Annotated in this window: 14 protein-coding genes and 3 tRNA genes; 11 read left to right on the top strand and 6 right to left on the bottom strand. The window is 39.9% G+C overall.

From position 1 onward, the window contains the following. Positions 1-574: 574 nt before the first annotated feature. The 3 genes from A6733_RS07365 to A6733_RS09890 all read right to left on the bottom strand — a co-directional run bounded on the left by A6733_RS07365 (position 575) and on the right by A6733_RS09890 (position 3,298). Positions 575-982, bottom strand: a complete 408-nt coding sequence (locus tag A6733_RS07365) for a helix-turn-helix domain-containing protein (RefSeq protein WP_092411193.1) — start codon at positions 980-982, stop codon at positions 575-577. A 156-nt stretch (positions 983-1,138) separates the two neighbouring features. Continuing rightward, positions 1,139-2,158, bottom strand: coding sequence for a hypothetical protein (locus A6733_RS07370; protein ID WP_141663012.1), 1,020 nt, complete (start codon positions 2,156-2,158; stop codon positions 1,139-1,141). Positions 2,159-2,467: 309 nt separating this feature from the next. After that, positions 2,468-3,298 carry a squalene/phytoene synthase family protein gene (locus tag A6733_RS09890; protein ID WP_092400741.1) on the bottom strand — a complete coding sequence of 277 codons (831 nt, stop codon included), beginning with the start codon at positions 3,296-3,298 and terminating at the stop codon, positions 2,468-2,470. A 190-nt stretch (positions 3,299-3,488) separates the two neighbouring features. Here A6733_RS09890 and A6733_RS07380 point away from each other — a divergent pair. The 9 genes from A6733_RS07380 to A6733_RS07420 all read left to right on the top strand — a co-directional run bounded on the left by A6733_RS07380 (position 3,489) and on the right by A6733_RS07420 (position 12,217). Further along, positions 3,489-3,573 (top strand) — tRNA-Leu (locus A6733_RS07380). 53 nt (positions 3,574-3,626) lie between these two features. Next, a complete protein-coding gene (locus tag A6733_RS07385; protein ID WP_175330512.1) occupies positions 3,627-5,036 on the top strand; it encodes a trigger factor in 1,410 nt (469 codons plus the stop codon). 80 nt (positions 5,037-5,116) lie between these two features. Then, positions 5,117-5,752 carry an ATP-dependent Clp endopeptidase proteolytic subunit ClpP gene (clpP, locus tag A6733_RS07390; RefSeq protein WP_092400781.1) on the top strand — a complete coding sequence of 212 codons (636 nt, stop codon included), beginning with the start codon at positions 5,117-5,119 and terminating at the stop codon, positions 5,750-5,752. Between the two features lie 12 nt (positions 5,753-5,764). Continuing rightward, a complete protein-coding gene (gene clpX, locus A6733_RS07395; RefSeq protein ID WP_092400734.1) occupies positions 5,765-7,051 on the top strand; it encodes an ATP-dependent Clp protease ATP-binding subunit ClpX in 1,287 nt (428 codons plus the stop codon). Positions 7,052-7,195: 144 nt separating this feature from the next. Then, complete coding sequence (gene lon / locus A6733_RS07400) at positions 7,196-9,598, top strand: endopeptidase La (RefSeq protein WP_092400778.1); 2,403 nt, start codon at positions 7,196-7,198, stop codon at positions 9,596-9,598. 149 nt (positions 9,599-9,747) lie between these two features. Beyond that, on the top strand, positions 9,748-10,020 hold the full coding sequence (locus tag A6733_RS07405) for an HU family DNA-binding protein (RefSeq protein ID WP_092400731.1): 273 nt from the start codon (positions 9,748-9,750) through the stop codon (positions 10,018-10,020). A gap of 48 nt (positions 10,021-10,068) precedes the next feature. Next, positions 10,069-10,144: transfer RNA gene (locus A6733_RS07410), tRNA-Val, on the top strand. 25 nt (positions 10,145-10,169) lie between these two features. Continuing rightward, a tRNA-Asp gene (locus A6733_RS07415) sits at positions 10,170-10,246 on the top strand. Positions 10,247-10,270: 24 nt separating this feature from the next. Next, positions 10,271-12,217, top strand: coding sequence for a SurA N-terminal domain-containing protein (locus A6733_RS07420; protein ID WP_141663013.1), 1,947 nt, complete (start codon positions 10,271-10,273; stop codon positions 12,215-12,217). Positions 12,218-12,223: 6 nt separating this feature from the next. Here the strand turns inward: A6733_RS07420 and mfd are convergent, their stop codons facing one another. The 3 genes from mfd to A6733_RS07435 form a co-directional block, all read right to left on the bottom strand. Next, positions 12,224-15,646 (bottom strand): transcription-repair coupling factor, encoded by a 3,423-nt coding sequence (mfd, locus tag A6733_RS07425; protein ID WP_092400725.1) that lies wholly within the window; start codon positions 15,644-15,646, stop codon positions 12,224-12,226. A 17-nt stretch (positions 15,647-15,663) separates the two neighbouring features. Then, positions 15,664-16,902, bottom strand: a complete 1,239-nt coding sequence (gene lplT, locus A6733_RS07430; RefSeq protein ID WP_092400721.1) for a lysophospholipid transporter LplT — start codon at positions 16,900-16,902, stop codon at positions 15,664-15,666. Positions 16,903-16,985: 83 nt separating this feature from the next. Further along, complete coding sequence (locus tag A6733_RS07435) at positions 16,986-18,347, bottom strand: alanine/glycine:cation symporter family protein (RefSeq protein ID WP_500681067.1); 1,362 nt, start codon at positions 18,345-18,347, stop codon at positions 16,986-16,988. Positions 18,348-18,511: 164 nt separating this feature from the next. Between A6733_RS07435 and radA the strand changes: the two genes are divergently transcribed. Both radA and A6733_RS08420 read left to right on the top strand, forming a co-directional pair. Continuing rightward, on the top strand, positions 18,512-19,867 hold the full coding sequence (radA, locus tag A6733_RS07440) for a DNA repair protein RadA (RefSeq protein WP_092414754.1): 1,356 nt from the start codon (positions 18,512-18,514) through the stop codon (positions 19,865-19,867). A 498-nt stretch (positions 19,868-20,365) separates the two neighbouring features. Next, entirely contained in the window at positions 20,366-20,581 is a 216-nt protein-coding gene (locus tag A6733_RS08420; RefSeq protein WP_141663484.1) for a hypothetical protein, read from the top strand. Positions 20,582-20,954 lie beyond the last annotated feature (373 nt).

The following is a 20,954-nucleotide window of genomic DNA, read 5'->3' on the forward strand; positions in this document are numbered from 1 at the left end:
AGCTACGGCGACTACTGCTAGCCCGTATTATAACAATACAGCTTATCTTTTGGGGTAGGTACGTTTACTACTCAAATGCTATCGGGATATTAGCTTTCATTATGGATAGAGACAGCTACCCACCCACCACCTTGACATAAGAATGTTTTTTTATCAAGGGCCGCAATACTTAGGAAAGCATCTCTTGCTGCTATCTTACGTACTACCTAAATGGTAGCTATTGGTATTGTTGAGAAATTATTTATATTTTTACAACTATATGAAATTAGTAACTATGTTTTGTGTTAGTTTGCTTTTTTATGGCTACAAGAGTAGTGTTTTTATTTTGGCATAAACACAAAAAACTCTTGCTGCAAGGCATGTCCGTAAAGACATACCTCTTGCTAAATTCCACGTAATAGTTACCACTGCCGTATTATTGAATCCAAATCCCTGCGGCTAGCAACCGGATTCTTATGGCTATAGTCGTCGTGCAATGGCACTACACTTATCAGTGTGCACCATTGTTGTACCCGCATTTGTTAACAGATGGTAACTACAACGTTGCCAAGTTATTTGCCTGAGTATTTCATGTTCATTTTTGGTTGCTAGGTAAGTGAGACCAGAGCGTTCCCCCTTTGCGTTTGTCTTCATATACACGCTTGTATATGGTTTCATGACTTATACGGAACTTACCGTGCTCTTTTAGGTGGGTTGCTATTTTTTCTGGGCTCCATCCCTGTTTTAATTTTACCTGAGCAAATTCCCAAGCTTGAGGGCTGACACGTCTACCGTTGGAACAGCTAATTTTTGAACGTTGGCGTGCTTTTTCCTGTGCTTGTCTGGGCCTGTAACCACGCTGGCCCTTATTTCTCTTAATTTCTCTGCTTATTGTTGATATGCTTCTGTTTAATAAATGAGCGACTTCTGTTATAGAGAAACCTTTTTGGCTTAGCTCATATATCATGAATCGCTCTCTTTCATTGATATGAGAATACTTCATAGTCTTCCCCCATTACTACAATACTAGTAGGTAACATCATGTGTGTAATGTACATTACCTGTTTATCATAATGCTAACTTTTCTGGAAGAAAAAAGACTACATTTTTCTACAACGAGGAAAAAAATTATGCCATACGGATAAGCTTGTCGGTGTTTTTAGGTGAGATATTTAGGTACATCTATATTATGCTTATCAAGACATTCATATAGTGCTAGGGACATTTTTTGGCATACTAAAGCTATATTCTTCTTCTTTGCAGGAAGCGTGTCTACATTCGTAATAATTTGAATTAGAATCATTCTGCCCTTGGAGAAAGCAGTACTGTGGAAGTCAGATACCAAATGTGATGTCTCTTTGTCACGTGCGCGGAATAGTAGATTTCTAAACTCCTCTACCAGATCGGCATGTATCATCTGGTCACTATATACCTGAGAAGGGATGTGGCTTTCTATTATGCTATATTCCTTCTTTATATCATCTTCCTTCATGGGCCACGTAGGACCACTGTTGATTTTTCCTGTAAACCATTGCAGGAAGGTTTTGCAATACTCAGGTATCGATTTCTCGTTTTTTGCATTGGCGTGTTTTCTGTTATCTATGAGTAAGGATTCCACCTCCATTTTGTGAAAAGCGTTGAGCAGGGAATCTATCCATTTTTGATGTGAGCTTAACGTAAAAAGACACTTGTACTCTCCAAGAATGCCAATGCTCCTTTCCTTAGTTGCTATCCTGAACACATGTGTTTTAAGATGTGATAGCATGTTGCTGGATAAACAGTACAATATTTCAAACGAACACTCCGTTTCAGAGAGAATGCTCTTAGAGAAAGTGGACCTACAGCAGCTCTCTAGATCCGTTAAGCTTTTCTTTATGAGCGAGCAATCAGATAACAAGCAGCGGCGATTTTTCTGTATCCGCAAAGTTGATTGAACTATATCCATGAGAATCTTAGAAAACTGACGATGAAAAATTTCTAGCAATGCTCCATTTGCATCCGCCTCTATGCGATGAGGTACTTCCTCAAGAGAGTGATTGCGGCCAGAATATGAATTTGTCCTAGAATAAACCGACACGCGTCCCATGCTAGGGACATGAGAGCAACCTAGCTCAATCTTTTTTTTGGATGTCATGTTGCTTAGTATTTGTTCTTGTTGCATAATCACCCCGCCTTTCACAACTCTACAATCAGTATGCAATACCAAACAACAACATACCTACACGTAGTAAACGTTCATCCCAGATTCTATATGTTCATCCTAGATTCTATACAGATGGACAGAATATTTATATGAGGACTAAGCCTACGTAAGTACCCTATCACATCTCATAGCTCATCGCGTGTTGCGTATTATGAATTTACTAATTCTACCGCCTAGATAACTATTAGGACATAGACCTAATAGAACAACCTAATATTTGTACTTAATATTTCTACCTAAATATTTAAATATATTGTTTGGTAACCGAATAGACTGGTACTGTGGTTACCAAGATTGTTTCAAGGATAGTATTAGTGATCTTATTGGTGTAATGCTTACAGGGTATTGGTTAATTATTTCTACATTCTTTCTTATTTTTTTTAGAAATAAAATGCTTATTTCACCTGAAATTATTATCGGAGACAAATTCTTGGACGTAGCTAGGTGTTTTCTCTTGGGTGAAAGTTTCTTGTGTTCCAGGATGTCGTCTATTTCGTGTTTTATAAATTTTTGCCATTTTCCTCTATCTAGTGTTGGGTTGAAAACAACATCTAAGGGAATGCTAAATTTATTACATCTTTCTAGCGATATAGGTAGGATATTTTGTTTAATCCAATATCCGTAATAGCGAATACAATGGATCCTTTGACACAAGATTCCTTGAGTGTTTGCCTCTCGTAGTTCAAAATGGCTCTTATTGCCTAGTAATTCGGCTATTATTGTGAACAGGTATCCTCCTAGTTTTTGGTGTAGTAGGGTGGATGTATCGACTGTGGTAGTTTTTCTGGGTAGAATCGTGACAAATCCATCTATAATTTCCTCTAAATACTCAACGTGTATGAGGTAACTTAGTTCGCTTTCTTGCAAGCGTTGGGTTAGAGGGTGTTGGGATTTATGCTTAGAGAAGCGTTCAATTTCAGTTTTCCACCACAGTAGTTTGTGGTAGCTGGCAGTTTCGCTCTGTGATGTTAGTGCGGTTTTGTCCCATTCTTGGATAAGTTCGCAGAATGTTTGGAGGTATTGTAATTTACTGTTTTTTATGTGTCTGAATGCGTAGTAAAAATCTGATCCGGGTGTTGTTAGTGATGCTCCGAGACATATGATTGGTACTTTCATTATGTTCTCTTGATTATGGTGGGATTTGTAAGTTTATCAGAAACTTGTTGTTAGATTTTTGGGCCACTTGAATTTATAAGGTTGTTTTTTTTAGTAGAATCGTTAGTTTTTATGATTTCTTTTGTGGTGTTTTAGTTTCGAATAATTTAGGTTTGTTTTGCCTTTTTAGAAAAATTTAATATAGGCAAGAGCGAAGGTGGCGGAATTGGTAGACGCACTGGATTTAGGTTTCAGCGCCTTGCGGTATGAGGGTTCGAGTCCCTTCCTTCGCACCACTTGCTCCACAAGAAGGTGGTTTAGTCACTGTGTTTTAGGTAAGGGGTGTGCTGTGAGTCTTGTTCTTCAGAGTAGTGATGGTGTGTCGAATGAAGTCGATAATCAAGCTGATCTTGATTCACCTCTATATCGTTCTTTTGAACTATTTGTTGATGAGGACAGTGTTTTTTCGTCTGTAGAAGAGGAATTAAGGAAAATAGCTAAAACTGCTAAATGGCCTGGTTTTCGGCCTGGCAAGGTCCCTCTTAAGATGATTTCCAATAGGCACCGGGATTCTGTTTTACATGAGGTTATTAGAACTTCTCTAAACATGAAGTTGCGCCAGAAGATTAATGATGAATCGTGGCTAATGTGCAAGCTTATATCAGCTGATTTATTTACCCATAAAGAGGGTGAGGGTTGGGTATTTAAGGTCGAGATTGAGATTTTTCCAGATTTGGACTTTGAAGATTGGCAGGATATCAAGGCTACTATTTACTCTTGTGAGGTTCAACCTGGAGATGTGGATACTGCTATTACTCGTCTTAGGAAGGGTATGGCTGATTTGGTTGATAAGGATGGTCCTGCTACTTCTGGAGATTGTGTTTTTATAAAAGGGGATGTTTATTTTTCTGAAAAGGAGTCTGGTGAGATTGTTCAGCGTCCGTTATCAGTGATGGTTTCTCTAGATGATCCTAGTGAATCTTTACAATCTAGTTTGCTTGGTTCTGAAGTTGGTGACAAGCTCCATTTGAATTGGGTTCCTCCTGTTTCTTGGCAAGGAGTTCCAGCTGGTGTAGATGCTAGGCTTGAGGTTTTGGTAGATGCAGTTAAGAAGCTAAGTGTTCCAGATGTTGATCGGTGCTTTTTGGATCGCTTAGGCTTACCGGAGGAAGAAGGTGAGGAAAACATGCGGGAGGAGATTTTTAGTTTGCTGTCTTTTCACGCTGAGAAGATGTTGGCGCAGTGGACAGAGATGTCGTTTTTTTGCGGGCTCATGGAGAAGATAAAAATCGTCATACCAAAATCAATAAAGGAAGATATATCAAAGAATTACATGGCATATTTGCAGCGCAATCATTTTGCTGCACGACGTTTGGGAGCTGTTTCTAATCTACAAAAAGCTAAGGACGACTTCTTGGATCCTGTTTTTGTAGATTACTTAGGTTTTAGAGAAGTCTTGACCGTTTTGTTAACTAGGAGTGCTAATTTTACTGTTTCTGGAGAGGAGCTTAAAGCTGCGATGCTTGAGGAGATGAAGTTTAATCCTTCACAGAATTTGTTTAAGGACTCTAGAAAGTTGGATTTACTCACTAGTTTGGTACGTACATCACTACTTATGAAGAAGATTATTTTTTGGTTAATTGAGCGTTGTCAAACTTCTAAGCATGTTTTTGATTTTGAAGAATTATTGAGAATTGAATCGTCAGCTGAGCCAGACTTAGAGTATAGAGCACGTATTGAAAGTGTTTCTTTCTGCTAGTCTTTATCTAGTACGAGATATCGGTTGTGTCTTATAACGGGCACTTTGTAATAACAGGAAAAATTATTATTGAGGACTTTATGAGTTTTTTTTCTGAGGACAATGAAATTAAGAATTTGAATTATGTGCCTATGGTCATAGAGCAGACCGGTCGAGGTGAGCGTGCGTACGATATATATTCACGCTTACTGAAAGAGAGAGTTGTGTTCCTTGTTGGCCCTATAGACTACATGAGTGCTAACTTGATTGTGGCACAGCTTCTTTTTTTGGAATCAGAAAATCCAGATAAGGACATATTTCTTTACATAAATTCTCCTGGCGGTAGTGTAACTGCGGGTATGGCTATCTATGACACTATGCAGTTTGTAAAGTCTGATGTTAGTACTTTGTGTACTGGTCAGGCAGCTAGCATGGGTGCTTTTTTACTAGCTGCAGGCGCTAGTGGCAAGCGTATTTGTTTGCCTAATGCCAGGGTTATGATTCATCAGCCATTAGGTGGTTTTCAGGGTCAAGCATCAGATATAGAGATTCATGCCAAGGAGATACTTTATCTGCGGGAGCGTTTGAATGGTATATTGTCAGAGCATACCAAGCAGTCTATAGCGGTAATAGAGCGCGATACTGACCGTGATTTTTTTATGTCTGCAGAAGAAGCTAAGACCTATGGGATAGTCGACAAGATCCTTTCAAAGCGTACAAAGGAAGAGGGAGCATAAAGGGGGTTTTGTATGTCTAAAGAAAAATCTGATCAGCGCTCTATGTGCTGTTCTTTTTGTGGGAAAGATCAGGATGCTGTTAAGAAGTTAATAGCAGGACCGTCTGTATTCATATGTGACGAATGTGTTGTTCTCTGCAGTGGTATTATTTGTGATGACTTGCATTCTACTGGGGAGCAAGTTGACGGATCGTTATCTGGTAATAAGTTACCGACTCCCAAAAAAATTAAGGAGTTTTTAGATCTATATATTGTTGGCCAAGAGAGAGCAAAGAGAGTTCTTTCTGTTGCTGTGCACAACCACTACAAGCGACTTCGTCAATCATCCAATTCAGAGGATGTTGAGATTGCTAAGTCTAATATTCTCCTGATAGGTCCTACTGGATCCGGTAAAACTTTGTTGGCTCAGACCTTGGCCAGAATTTTGGATGTGCCTTTTGCAATAGCCGATGCCACTACTCTTACGGAGGCTGGTTATGTGGGGGAAGATGTAGAAAATGTTATCCAGAAGCTTTTACAAAAGTGTGATTATAATGTTGAGAAGGCAGGGCAGGGGATTATATATGTGGATGAGATTGATAAGATTTCTCGTCGTTCTGAAAATCCTTCCATTACCCGTGATGTGTCCGGTGAGGGTGTACAGCAGGGTCTACTGAAGCTGATAGAAGGTACTGTTGCTTCTGTTCCCCCTCACGGTGGAAGAAAGCACCCAAATCAGGAGTTTATTCACGTAAATACTACTAATATTCTTTTTATATGTGGTGGTTCTTTTGAGGGCCTAGAGAAAACCATTAGTGAGCGCCTTGAGCATGCTGGTATAGGGTTTTTGGCTAATGTTAGGGGTAAGGATGGAGGGACTGGTCCATCTGCATCTGAGGTTTTACAGAAGGTTGAGTCACAGGATTTAGTGAAATTTGGCCTTATCCCTGAGTTTATTGGTCGGTTGCCTGTGCTTGTGACACTTGATAGCCTTGATAAGGCTGCCTTAGTTCGTATTTTAACTGTTCCTAGGAGTGCCCTTGTAAAGCAGTACGGTAAGCTGTTTTCCCTGGAGGGAGTTGAGCTGGAGGTAACTGAGTCCGCTTTGGAGGCTATTGCCTCTAAGGCTGAGTTGTTGAAGATAGGAGCCCGGGGCTTGAGATCCATCTTAGAGGGGATTTTGCTCGATGTTATGTTTGATTTGCCAGATTTGGAGAATGTTGAGAGAGTAGTTGTTGATAAATCTCAGGTTGTTGATTCTGTTCCGCCGATTTTGGTTTACCGTCAGGACGATACCAAGAAATCTACGGCTGTAAACTAGGTGTTTCTTTCCCCCGTCTGTTGATTTTGTCCTTTGTCTGTATTTTTTGAAAGAGAGGGAGATGTGTCAGAAGACCTTGAGCAGGATAATAATATAAATGTAGGGGAACAAGGGGATTCTGGTGTCCCTGGTGTTTCTTCTCCGTTGTCTTTGCCGTTGCTTCCATTACGTGACGTTGTTGTTTCACCATACATGGTTATTCCTTTGTTTGTGGGAAGATTGCGCTCTATAAAAGCCTTAGAGGTGGTTATGTCCCGTGATTCTGGGTCTATACTGCTTGTGGCACAGAGACTTGCGCACAAGGATGATCCTCATGTGGAAGATTTGTATGATGTTGGCTGTGTTGCTAATGTCTTACAGGCCCTCAAACTTCCCGATGGCACAGTTAAGGTTTTAGTAGAGGGATCGCACCGTGTGCGCGTCTTATCCGTGGAGGAGGTAGATGGCTGTTACATGGCTGATGTTGAGTCATTAGTAATGACTGATGTGGATCCTATTGAAGTTGAAGCCATGCGCCGCGCGATGATGGAGCAATTTGAGGCGTATGTAAAGCTTAATAAAAAGATTCCTCCGGAAGTGTTGTCTTCTCTTTCAAGTTTGACCTGTATTGGGCGCTTAGCAGATTCCATTGCGGTTCATTTGCCTTTAAAGATAGATAATAAGCAGAAGATATTGGAGCTTAATGATGTTCGAGAACGTGTTTCTTTCCTATTAAGTCAACTCGAAGTAGAACTTGATATCTTGCAGGTTGAAAAGCGTATTCGTGGGCGTGTGAAACGTCAGATGGAGAAAAGTCAAAGAGAGTATTACCTAAACGAGCAAGTTAAAGCCATTCAAAAGGAATTGGGTGAAGAGGATGGTGTTGATTTCGAGGAAATGGAAAGAAAGATTCGCGCGTCTAGGATGTCTAAAGAAGCTTCTGAGAAGGCTCTATCTGAACTTAAGAAATTGAGATTGATGAGCCCAATATCTGCTGAAGCAACAGTAGTAAGGAACTACATTGAGGCCATAATTGGTTTGCCTTGGAAGAAGCGAAGCTCTACTAACACCGATTTATCTCTAGCTCAGAGTATTTTAGATGAAGATCATTATGGTTTGGACAAGGTAAAGGAGAGGGTTCTTGAGTATTTGGCAGTGAATCAACGGGTGAGTAAATCCAAAGCTCCTATTCTTTGTTTCGTTGGTTCTCCTGGTGTAGGTAAGACATCTCTTGCTCAATCCATTGCTCGTGCTATGCGCCGTAAGTTTGTTCGTATGGCATTGGGTGGCGTGCGAGATGAGGCAGAGATTCGTGGTCATAGGAGGACTTATATAGGTTCTATGCCAGGTAAGATTCTCCAGAACATGACTAGAGTAGGTGTTTGTAATCCAGTTTTTCTATTAGACGAGATAGACAAGATTGCCATGGATTACCGTGGCGACCCGTCTTCTGCTCTTTTAGAAGTTCTTGATCCAGAACAAAATTCTTCCTTTATGGATCATTACATTGAAGTTGGATACGATCTATCTGAGGTAATTTTTATTGCTACAGCGAACTCCTTGGATATTCCTTCGGCATTACTGGATCGTATGGAAGTAGTTCGGCTATCAAGCTATACTGAGAGGGAAAAACTCAATATAGCTAAGAAGTATCTTATACCTAAACAGCTTAAGGGAAATGGCTTGACTGATAAGGAGATTTCTTTATCTGAGCTTACCCTGAAAGACATTGTTCGCTACTATACCAGAGAGTCAGGTGTAAGAAGTTTGGACCGTAGTATTTCGAAGATTTTTCGTAAAGTTACTCGTTCTATCTTTGAGAAAAAGGGTAGCAGATTTTTGATTATGCCAAGAAACTTGGAAAAGTATCTTGGCCCGAGGAAGTACTTATACGGAGTTGTAAATAAGGAAAATCGAGTCGGCCAAGTTTCAGGTTTGGCGTGGACAGAGTTTGGCGGAGACATACTGAATATAGAGTGTCTAGTTTACCCCGGTAAAGGCAACATCCTTAGAACGGGTTCTTTGGGCGATGTTATGAAGGAATCTGTTGAGGCAGCCCGTTCCTTGGTGCGTGCTCGTGCTCGACAAATGGGAATTGAAGATTGTTTCTTTGAAAAAAATGATTTTCATGTGCACTTTCCAGAGGGAGCTACTCCCAAAGATGGGCCGTCTGCTGGGATAGCTGTTGTTGTATCTATGATTTCTGCGGCATCGAAAATTCCAGTGTTGTGCAATGTTGCTATGACAGGTGAGGTTACTTTGTGTGGAAATGTACTGAAGATAGGTGGGTTAAAGGAAAAGTTATTAGCTGCACATCGTGGTGGTATTAAAAGAGTTCTCATTCCTGAGGAGAACATTAGAGACCTCATAGACATTCCTAAGGAAGTAACAGATGACATAGAAATTACTCCAGTAAGGTCCATGGAGCACGTATTATCATTGACTTTGGAGAGAATGCCAACCCCCTTTCAGGAGAAGGTTTCTCTTTCTCCCAAGCCTGAGGCACTTTCTGTGCCGCTACCGGCTGACACAAGTCATCAGCAACCAATAGTGAAGCATTATAATTGAGATTTTGTATGATTGATACACTTTTGTATGGGCGCTTTAGGCGCCGCTTTTTTAATAAGTGTCTCTTCCAAGTCTATATTCTTGACATAATTTTTTAGCCCATTTATAAGACTGAGATGGCTTAAATAAAAACATCTTAGGGGGATATTGTGAATAAATCAGAACTTATTGATGTCATTGCGGCAGAGGCTGAGGTGTCAAAGGTTGCTGCTGGTCGTGCTCTTGAAGCTATGCTTTTGTCAATTAGAACTACCCTTAGGAAAGGTGGATCGGTGACTCTTGTTGGATTTGGTACTTTTTCAGTTGGAAAACGTGCGGCACGTACAGGACGTAACCCTAGAACGGGCGAGACTATTAGAATTAAGTCTGCCAAAGTTCCCAAATTTCGTCCTGGTAAAGCTCTTAAAGATGCCATTAATTAATAGGTGGTCTTTTTGTTAGTGTTTGGTGTACAATGCCACGTGATTTTTGGGTGCTTAGCTCAGATGGTAGAGCGTCGCCCTTACAAGGCGAATGTCAGCGGTTCGATTCCGTTAGCACCCACCATATACTGTCAGTTTTAGTAATGAGCGGAGCGGTAGTTCAGTTGGTTAGAATACTGGCCTGTCACGCCGGGGGTCGCGGGTTCGAGTCCCGTCCGCTCCGCCAAGCGTTGTTTTATTTCCTATACTTTTGCGTCTTTCTTTCATGTTTGGATTTGTTTCCCGTAATCGTAGGTTAGTCACTGTATCCCTGGCTTTTGTGGCTATTAGCTTTTCATTCTGGGGCGTGTCATCTTATTTTTCAGTTAGTGGTGGCAGGGGTGGTGTTGCCCATCTTGCAGATCACGACTTATATGCTGAAGATTTTAACAACATATACCACCAACGCCAGATTCAGGTGCGGCAGGAGATGGGATCTAGTTACAGCTCTGATTTATTTGATACCCCTGAAATTAGAGGTTCTTTCTTTTTGCGATGGGCACAGAGTTTGTCCTTTCAAAGGTGGGTTTTTGATCAAAGAATAGGTGTTAGTGATTACTTTTTAGTAGACGCTATCAGTAAATTGTCGATTTTCCTGGATAGTGACGGGAAGTTTTCCAGGACTATGTATGAAAAGTTTCTGAAGAATCGCGGTACCACGGCCAGCAATTTTGAGCAGCGATTGCGCTCAGATATGGCGGTAAGTAATGTCAGAGATGTTTTAAGCCAGGCTATTTTGTCAAATAAGATACAGGATAGTTTGTCTATGCGGCAAAAAGAGGAGCTGAAGGTAGTATATAAGTCCGTTCCCGTAGACAGGGCTCTGGTAAAGAAACTGCCAACAGAAGCCCAAATTTCTGAGTATTACAATGACTATTCTCACCGTAATTTTTTCTATGTCCCCGCTCGCTTTGACATTGAGTATATTGTATGGGGCCCAGAATCTGTATCAGTTAATGTGTCTGACAAAGAGGAGAGAGAGTATTATAACTCTCACAAACCGTTATTCGTACACCCAGATAGATATAGAGTCTTTAACATTCTTATTGCTCTTCCTGATAATGTCTCCGATGTTGATCGGGATCGTATTCGCAATCGTGCTGTGTATGTTTCTTCACGTGTTGGCACACATCCATCTTTGGCAACTTTTAGAAAAATGGCTAAGCTGTTCTCAGATGACAAGATTTCATCTGAAAAAGGTGGTGATTTGGGATTTGTCGGAGATGGCATTTTACCATACTCATTGGAGCAGGCTGTTAAGAAAGTTAAGGTAGGGGAACGTGTTCCAGGTATAGTAGAGAGTAAATACGGGTTTCATGTGCTCTTTTTGTCTGATGTGCAACGTGCCCAAGTCGATTCCTTTAATTCAGTTTTACCAGAGATAAGAAAAGAGTTGCGCCTCCAAAAGGCACGTACCTTTCTTCATGATAACCTTTCCGCATTTAGCGATATGGTTGAGTCACAGGTAGATGATCTAAAGCCAGTGGCAGAGCGCTGGAAGCTAAGTGTCTTTCGTACGGGGTTGACTACGAAGGAAGAATTGAAAAGTAATAAAATTTTACATAGCGAGCGGCTTCTTTCCGATCTTCTTTCTTCTGATGGTTTGGAACACCATCGTAATAGTGAGGTTATCCCACTGTCAGTTGACCATTGGGTGGTTGCTAGGGTAAGTAAGCACGTGCCTGGACACGTAAGGAGCCTATCTGAGTCTAGGGAAATTATTTTCCAGAATTTAATGCAGGAAACTGCTGAGAATCGTTCTAGAGCTGAGTCTCTGAAGCTGTTTGAAAAATTAAAGACAGATAAAAGTGGCAAATCTGTATCTTCTGCTGGTGGCTGGTCACCTGTTGTAAGTGTGTTTGCTTCACACAAAGCGAGTGAATATGGTTTTACAGATGATTTCTATACTAAGCTTATTAATGCTAAAAAAGGCGATATTTTGGAGCCAGTAAAATTTTCTGACAGCTATCGGATCTATAGAGTTGTGGGACGTGTTTTTCATACCCCTACAGAACAGGAGAAGTTGAAATACAACCAGTTGGCTAAATTAGATCAGGGAGGTGTAGAGCTTTTTATGTTTTATGATTACCTCCTAGATCACTACCATTTCCGTGTAACAAAACCAAGATTTTGGGTAAAGTCTGATAATCAAAATTAGTGAGAGCTATCTGTGAGTTGAAGCATTCTGCTTGAGCTTGTTATCGTTTTCCTTAACCGTTTCTATGAATGTGAGTGCAGTTTGCACTGCATCTTGTACGTCACCTGACCATTCAAATTTTAGTGAGTCGTTCTTCATTATCTGCATTGAAGGTACAGTGCAAATGCTCTTTATTATGCTGCGACTATCAACCAGAGGCGGGCTTGAGAACTTTACAACTACATTATTGGCAGATATGTTGGTGTCACAAATACCAATGCTTTCTCCAACTACCCTCAGATGGTGCATGAGCAATAATCGTTGAGCTGCTTCAGGCATCGGCCCAAATCGATCCACTATTTCCATCTTAATTTCATCTATGTCTTTGCTGTTGCTACAGTCAGATAAGCGCTTATACAAACTAAGACGAACCCCTACATCAGGACAATAATGTTCAGGAAGTAACATAGGCTTATAACAGTTGATCTTAGCGGTTATTCTGCCTTGATTACAGCTAGCATCACCGTTTTTTTGCTTGCGTATATTATTAACGGCGTCTTGTAGCATTTCAGTAAATAAAGAAAATCCTACCTGGTGCATTTCCCCAGATTGAGCCTCTCCTAATAATTCTCCAGCACCACGAATTTCAAGATCGTGACGGGCCAAAAAGAAACCAGATCCTAAATCTTCAGCAGAACGTATCGCAGTTAGACGTTTTTGCGCATCAGGAGTTAACATTTCCTCTTCTTGCGGTATTAATAGGTACGCATACGCTTGGTGATGAAAACGTCCAACCCGACCCCGTATTTGATGTAGTTGAGCTAATCCAAAACGATCAGCTCTATGCACAATAATGGTATTGGCATTAGGATTGTCAATGCCGTTTTCTATAATTGTCGTACATAGCAAAATATTAAATCGCTGCATTGAAAAATCACGCATAACATGCTCTAGCTTACCATCAGGCATTTGCCCGTGAGCAACTACTATGCGAGCTTCAGGAACTAAATCCTGTAGCCATATTTTCTTATTTTCAATTGTTTTAACTTCGTTGTATAAAAAGTATATTTGTCCACCACGCTTCAATTCTCTAAGTATTGCCGTACGAATCAAATCATTACTATCTGGAGAAATAATGGTCTTAATTGCAAGACGCCTTTGAGGGGGGGTGCCAATAATAGAAAAAGACCTGATTCCGTCCAAGCACAAAGATAATGTTCTTGGTATTGGAGTCGCCGTTAAGGAAAGGATGTCAACACTTGCTCTCCACTCCTTAATTACTTCCTTTTGACGAACACCGAAATGATGCTCTTCGTCGATTATTACTAAACCCAAGCGCGAAAAAAGAACATCTTTTTGTAACAATCTATGAGTCCCTATCACAATGTCTACAGAACCATCGCTTATCTCAGCAATACTTTTTTTAACTTCTGCAGGAGATCTAAAACGAGATAACTCTACTATTTTTATAGGCCATGAAGCAAACCTAGAAGAAAAAACATTATAGTGTTGATTGGCTAGTAGGGTTGTAGGACAAAGTAAGGCTACCTGTTTGCCAGACATGGCTGTCATGAATGTTGCGCGTAAAGCTACTTCTGTCTTGCCGAATCCTACATCACCACATATAACCCTATCCATTGGATATTCACTCTTAAGATCAGAGGCAATAGCACTAATTGCATTTAACTGATCGGGTGTTTCTTCAAAGCCAAACTCATAGCAAAATTTTTCATAGTCTTCCTCAGAAAATGTAAAAGCATCCCTTTTTATTTGTTTGCGCCGGCTATAGATATCAAGTAATTCTACCGCCGTATCATGTGCCTTTTCCCTGGCCTTTTGACATATCTTTGCCCATTGGCAGTTGCCTAGCTTGCTTATAGGAGCTTTTTCACTCTCAGTACCAGAGTATCGAGAAAGAATGCTTAACTCAGAAATAGGAACAAAAAGCTTGTCATTATCAGCATAATTAATGCGTACAAACTCAGTGGGACCATCTCCAAAATCCATTATCTCAAGCCCACAGTATCTTCCTACTCCATGCTGTTGATGAACTACAGGCTGACCAAGCTGTAGTTCAGAAAGGTCTTTAATCCAAAGTTCCAAGTCGAACGTCTTCTTGTACTTCTTGCGATTTTTATTTGTACTAGGGAATAGTTCGAACTCTGTTATAACAATAATTTTATCTTGAATATGCCATCCATTCGATAGATATCCAACCAAAATGTTGAACTTATATTCATTATTTACTGCATCTTCAAATGAAAGAGCAATATTAGGTAACTCAATTTTATGACGTGATAATAGATCACGTAGTACCTCTCTTCTTCCTATCGAGTAGCATACAAGTATTATTTTTCCAGAAAATGAACTTTGTACCTTCCTAAAGTTTGATAGAGGGTCATGATTTTTAGAAATTACTGCTACCGGTGGAACTTTGCTGAACATGCCATCAACACTTTCTTGTTCGCTGGTTGATACACGCATATTATTTCTTGTCTTAAGTGAGGTAAAAAACTCTTCTGCACTTAGGTAGAGCTTTTCTGGTGGCAATACAGGATACGATGTGTCGTAATTTAGGTTCTTGTAGCTTTCTCGAAGCGTTTCCCAAAACTTTTGAATTCCGCTATTAAGATCACCATGTCGTATGATAGTCGTTTCTGGGGTTATATAGTCAACTAGTACGTTTAACTTATTATGAAAAAGAGGTAGATAGTACTCGATTCCAGCTGAGACAATTCCATTGGATACATCTTTGTAAAGTGAAGAGCGATTAGGATCTCCAGGAAAATGAATACGAAAATTGTTTGAAAAACATCTTATGCCGTCTTTGTTAGTTGGAAACTCACTTGCCGGCAATATCCGTATATTGCTAACAGGCTCTATGCTCTTTTGAGTTTCAATGTCGAAAGATCTTATGCTTTCTAGTGCATCATCAAAAAAATCTAGCCTATAAGGAACCTTTGCTCCCATAGGGAAGAGATCTATTATGCTTCCACGTATATTGAATTCTCCACGCCTATAGACCTGTCCTACAGCAGTATATCCAGATAAAATTAGCTGTTGTTTGATTTTTTCGTATGAAGAATCAGCACCTGGTTGAAAAATAAAGGTATTGCTCATAATATACTCTATTGGCGGTAGGCGCTGAATAGCAGTAGTTATGGGAGCAATTACCACATCAACCCTGTTTTGATATAGAAGCCATAGAGTTTCAAGACGTTCTGAAATCAAGTCTTGATGTGGGGAGAACCGCTCATATGGTAGCGTTTCCCAGTCCGGTAAAACATGTACACTTAGAGATGGACGGTAAAACTTAAGATCGTGCATTATCCTACTAGAGTCATCAACTTTTTCTGTAATTATTAGAAGTTTTTTTTCTAATTTGCTAATCTGATAACTGTCAACTCCAGGTAGGCAATAGGAATCCAAAAATCCGGACTTACTATACATTGAAAATTATCCATTACTTACAGTTTGTTGGCGTCTTGTTTGTTCTTCATCAGGTACAAAACACAGGCAGAAGTGGACAAACCTAGTAGTAGGATAATAGATGACGCCGATACATTACAATGTAATAAGAGGCTATATATTGCCAACATTATTAGTACACCTATATTTTCACACATATTTTGTATAGCTATAGATTTTCCAGAACCTACCAGCAAGTACCCCCTTGCTTGCAAAAGCGCATTCATCGGAACAATGAAAAAACCCACCATTGCACCTACCATTATTAAATACGGAATGGCAATGAACACCGATTTTATTATAACAAGCAAACCTATAAATAGACTCCCAATAAGACCAACAATCATAATATTATCAATTTTCTCAAGAGTTACAATTTTAGAAGATATAACAGATCCTACCCCTATCCCTATGGCAAATACTGACTGCAGATAGGCCGTTTGCGATATCGAAAAGTTCAAGTTCTGTTCTCCCCAAACAATAAGCAGGAACTGTAGGATAGCACCAACACCCCAGAATAATGTTGTTACCAGTAGCGACAGACGACCTAAGCGGTCACTGCTTAGCGTCTTAACGCTTTCCATATACCCAACCTTATGTGACGATGTGTGTGCAGAAGATGAGTTGGTTTTGGGAATGAATAAATTAAAGCTAAAAGATATAAGATATACGACAAATAAAACCAATGTAGCAAGCTGTGCTGCTTTATTTTCACCTTCAAATGTACTTAGCAACGACTGAACAATAGCATGGTTGGAGAAATTTTTAGATACCATTACACCGCCTAGAATTGATCCCAGTATAATAGAAGCTACAGTTAATGTTTCTACCCAAGCGTTAGCTTTTACCAACAGATCTTCACCTACTAATTCGGCAATTATTCCGTATTTTGCAGGAGAATAGCATGCGGCACCAACACCTATGACAGTGTACGAAAGCAAAATAAGTTTCCAGCTTTTATTGCTGCTTAGCAATAGATAAAACAACATGATGCAACCAGCCGCTTTTATGCAATTTGTAATCATCATGAGTTGATTTTTATAGATTCTGTCCGACACCGGACCTATCCAGGATGCAAGTAATACATACGGAACAACAAAAAAGAACTTCAGAAGAGGAGTAACCCATTCTGGCGAATCAGTTATATGGAATAAGTCTATTATTACCAGCATGATAGCATTATCAGCCAGCGAAGACAGAAACTGCGTGATCATTAAGAAATAGAAAGCATATCCCATGGCGTTGCCAACCTTTAGAGCTCATCAAGCGACTGAAGGGATTTGTGAAGTATCACCAGACAAATCGTAACATAATTGACCAATCAAGGTGTAGTACATCTATCTGAAGATAGGTAGCTTGCTGTTGCCTCACGTATAAGTGGCATAAAGAACAGTATTGAGATTATATTCGGAATGGCCATAAGAGCATTAGTCAAATCAGAAAATAACCAAACCACCTTAATGTTACTAACGCTTCCAATTAATATGACAATTAAGATGATGATTTGCAGCAAAAACAGAGTTCTACGTCCAAAAAGGAAAATCCAGGCCCGCTCACTATAGTAACCCCAAGCTAAAACGGTTGTGAATGCAAAAACAATTATTTCAGCATCAAGTATATACACACTATACTTGTGGATGGAATGTTCTATTGCCATGCTAAAAAGCTCACTTCCTATCATTCCTGATTTCCAGGTGCCGGTAATCACCACTACAAGCGCAGTTATGGTGCATATGAACATGGTGTCAATAAACACACTCATCATCCCTATTATGCCGGAATTTACAGCATCACTGGTTTTTCCTGCCGCTTGGGCTATAGCGGCAGTTCCTGTTCCAGCCTCATTGCAAAATACCCCTCTGGCGATTCCATAACGAATCGAATTCATGACCGACGAACCTACAAAGCCACCAATAGCTGCAGTAGGATGAAAGGCATGTTTAAAAATGGTGTAAAACGCAGAAGGTATTTCCCTGAAGTTAGATAGTATTACAAACAGACCCATGGCAATATAGGACAGACACATCCAAGGAACCAGGTACTGAGCTACCTTACCAATACGCTCGATTCCACCTATTATGATGAATCCTATTAAAACTGCCGCTACGATTCCTGTTTCAAGTCGTGGAATTTGGAAGGTATTCCACATGGCATCAGAAATACTGTTGATCTGTGTCATTGTGCCGGTGCCAAGTCCGGATATTACGGTGAAAACTGCAAACATGATCGCCAGCCAACGCCACTTTTTACCCATACCGTCTTGAATGACATACATAGGTCCACCGAAGAATTCACCATCCTTGCTTCTGCGGAATCTTACTGACAGAAATATTTCAGCGTATTTCGTTGCTATGCCAGTGATTGCAGTGCACCACATCCAAAATACGCTTCCCGGCCCACCAATGGCAATAGCGCTAGCTACTCCAACAATGTTTCCTGTTCCAACAGTTGATGCTAGACCGGTCATTAAAGCAGCATAGACGCTGATTTGCCCAGGTTTATTGGAATTTTTAGAATGTAGCCAACTATTAGCAATGGCCTTAAGTCCACTATAGATATGCTTGAGTGGCATAAACTTCAGATTAATTTGCAATATAAGTCCTGTTCCTAGGAACAAGATTAACATGGGGGCGCCCCAGAAGAAGTTATGAACGAGTTCAATGTAACTTACGAGCGTCTGCACTATACTATCCCCCTTGTAACTAGAATTAGGTAACCAATACTTATGTTTTTAAGTAAATATCCATCTAACAGTGATATTTGTGTTACCGTCTCTACCAATGTCTACTACTACCATGCGATTTACCCTATGAATTGCTGCCTTATTGTACCTCCATTATTGAATGTATGAAGAAAAAAAAAATAATCTATCAATGCCAAAGCTGCTCGGCACAAGTACATCAGTGGCATGGAAAGTGTTTGTCATGTAATGCATGGAATTCCCTTATTGAGGTAAATTTACATACGATACAGGATGTTACGTCAGATGAGTACATGAAGCAAAGTATCTGTCTCCTTTCTGATGTTAAGGCTATTGATGTATCTCGCTGGACAGTAGGCTGGAGTGAGTTTGATCGTGTTCTCGGTGGTGGATTCGTTCCAGGTGGTGTGGTTCTTATCGGTGGAGATCCAGGGATAGGAAAATCAACTCTTCTGCTACAGGTGTTATCACAATTAGTTACAGATAAAGTAGTTCTGTACGTTAGTGGCGAAGAATCTAGAGATCAAGTTGCACTTAGAGCTAGGCGTCTTACTCTAAAAAGGCAGGAGATAAATTTACTCGCGGAAACCAATCTGGACCACATCCTTTCTACTGCGTACGTACTAAAACCAAATGTTGTAGTTATTGACTCAATTCAAACTATGATGCTAACTCAGCTCAGCGCTGTTCCTGGATCGGTGACGCAGGTTAGGGAGTGCGCATATCAATTGGTACAATATGCTAAAAAGAATAAAGTTTCTGTAGTTATGGTAGGTCATGTTACTAAGGATGGATCTATAGCTGGTCCACGTGTTTTGGAACATATCGTAGATACTGTTCTTTATTTCGAAGGGGATAGTTATTCAAATTTTAGATTAGTTAGATCTTTTAAAAATCGTTTTGGTGCGGTTAATGAAGTTGGTGTGTTTGCTATGACAGAAAGTGGATTGAAGAGTGTAAATAACCCCTCAGCATTGTTTTTATCACAGCGTGATGACCCAGTTCCTGGAACAGCAGTTATGGTGATGCAGGAAGCAACACGTCCTCTTTTAGTAGAGATACAGGCATTAGTAAATAAATCATACTCTGTCCCGAAACGCTTAACATTGGGCATTGATAATCAAAGATTATCAATGATTATGGCTGTTCTAGCTCGGCACGCAAATGCATTTCTTGCAGAACAAGATGTGTTTGTAAGTGCTGTTGGAGGTGTTCGCGTGGTAGAGCCAGCTGCAGATTTGGCAATTTTACTAGCTATATTTTCGTCAATACGTAACCAAGCCCTACCTAAAACATTGGTTGCATTTGGGGAAATTGGTCTTACTGGAGAAATTCGTGCCGCTCCTAGGGGTCAGGACAGATTACGAGAGGCAGCCAAGCTTGGTTTCAAGGAGGCAGTAATTCCACATGCGAATGCACCCAAACAGGAAGTTGTTGGCATGAAGGTTCACTTAGTGCATTCAGTACGTGAGGCTGTTTCTATTGCTTTACCAAATGGATGACTAGCATGTTGTCATACAGATGGATAAATAACAAAGTACACGCTAGCAATTTAGGGATATTGATGCATATGTTATAGGTACACAAAGCTTGTTGCCACTCACGTGTTTAGAGTTATTTAACAAATGCAAATAGCAGCGGCGCAAATAGCAGTTGTAATCTTAGTATTTAGTCTTGTACGCATATTTGCATAGCTACACTATAGCGATGTGATTAAATAATGCACCTCAACCAGGGTTACACTATGTTTTAATCTACAGTATTAAATGTCCATTTGCTTATAAATAAAAGGACTTACTATAAACACTACCCAATATTTTTCTATCATTTTTGCTATGAATGTTATAGCTCTATTGGATGGTGTTTAGCAGAAACTTGCAATTGTTATGGGCAAAAGTTACATTCGTTATTGTTGAAATCAATAGTACTATCGAACGGTCCGAAGTCGACCTCAGATTCATCACTGCTAGATTCAGATGTCACACTATCTGTTGTGAGTTGTGGACGAAGTTTGTTCTATATTTTCTAATATTTCTTTTGATGCAGATTGTATGTCAGTAAGTTGCGCAGCAGACTCTCCTGCCGATAGTGTCGGCAAGTCTGATGTATTAAGTGTGTATCAACCATGTGACCGGAAAGACCACTGGATGCAGCATTTTCTTGTTGTTCATCTTCTTGCTGACCGAACGCGTCCATTATTCGATAGACATTGGTAGGATCCATATCTGTTCTCCAAGTTTATTGAATTAGGCAATTATAGTAGAGTATAAGAGCTTATAGATACAGTAATAGGGAATACTTTCTCATTTACTCTGCATCTTAGTCTGTTGTAAGTAATATATCAGTTGTGGAGCTATATTGTTTTGTTATCTGTAACCCTGTAGGGTAGTATATTTTTTATATGTGACTATATTAATTTAGAATTAATTATTGTTACTGTTTTAGATGCTTACATATAGGTTATCTCATCTCATATCTTTCAAACATCATTTTAGTATATCGAATTAGATTGTTACGCTTGTTATTATCATAATGCAGGTTTGATTGCATAAACAATTATTCAGTATTGATTTATTAGGTGTTGATTTT

Origin of the sequence: Candidatus Ichthyocystis sparus, from assembly GCF_900078745.1 — a bacterium.
Lineage (GTDB): Bacteria > Pseudomonadota > Gammaproteobacteria > Burkholderiales > 2013Ark19i > Ichthyocystis > Ichthyocystis sparus.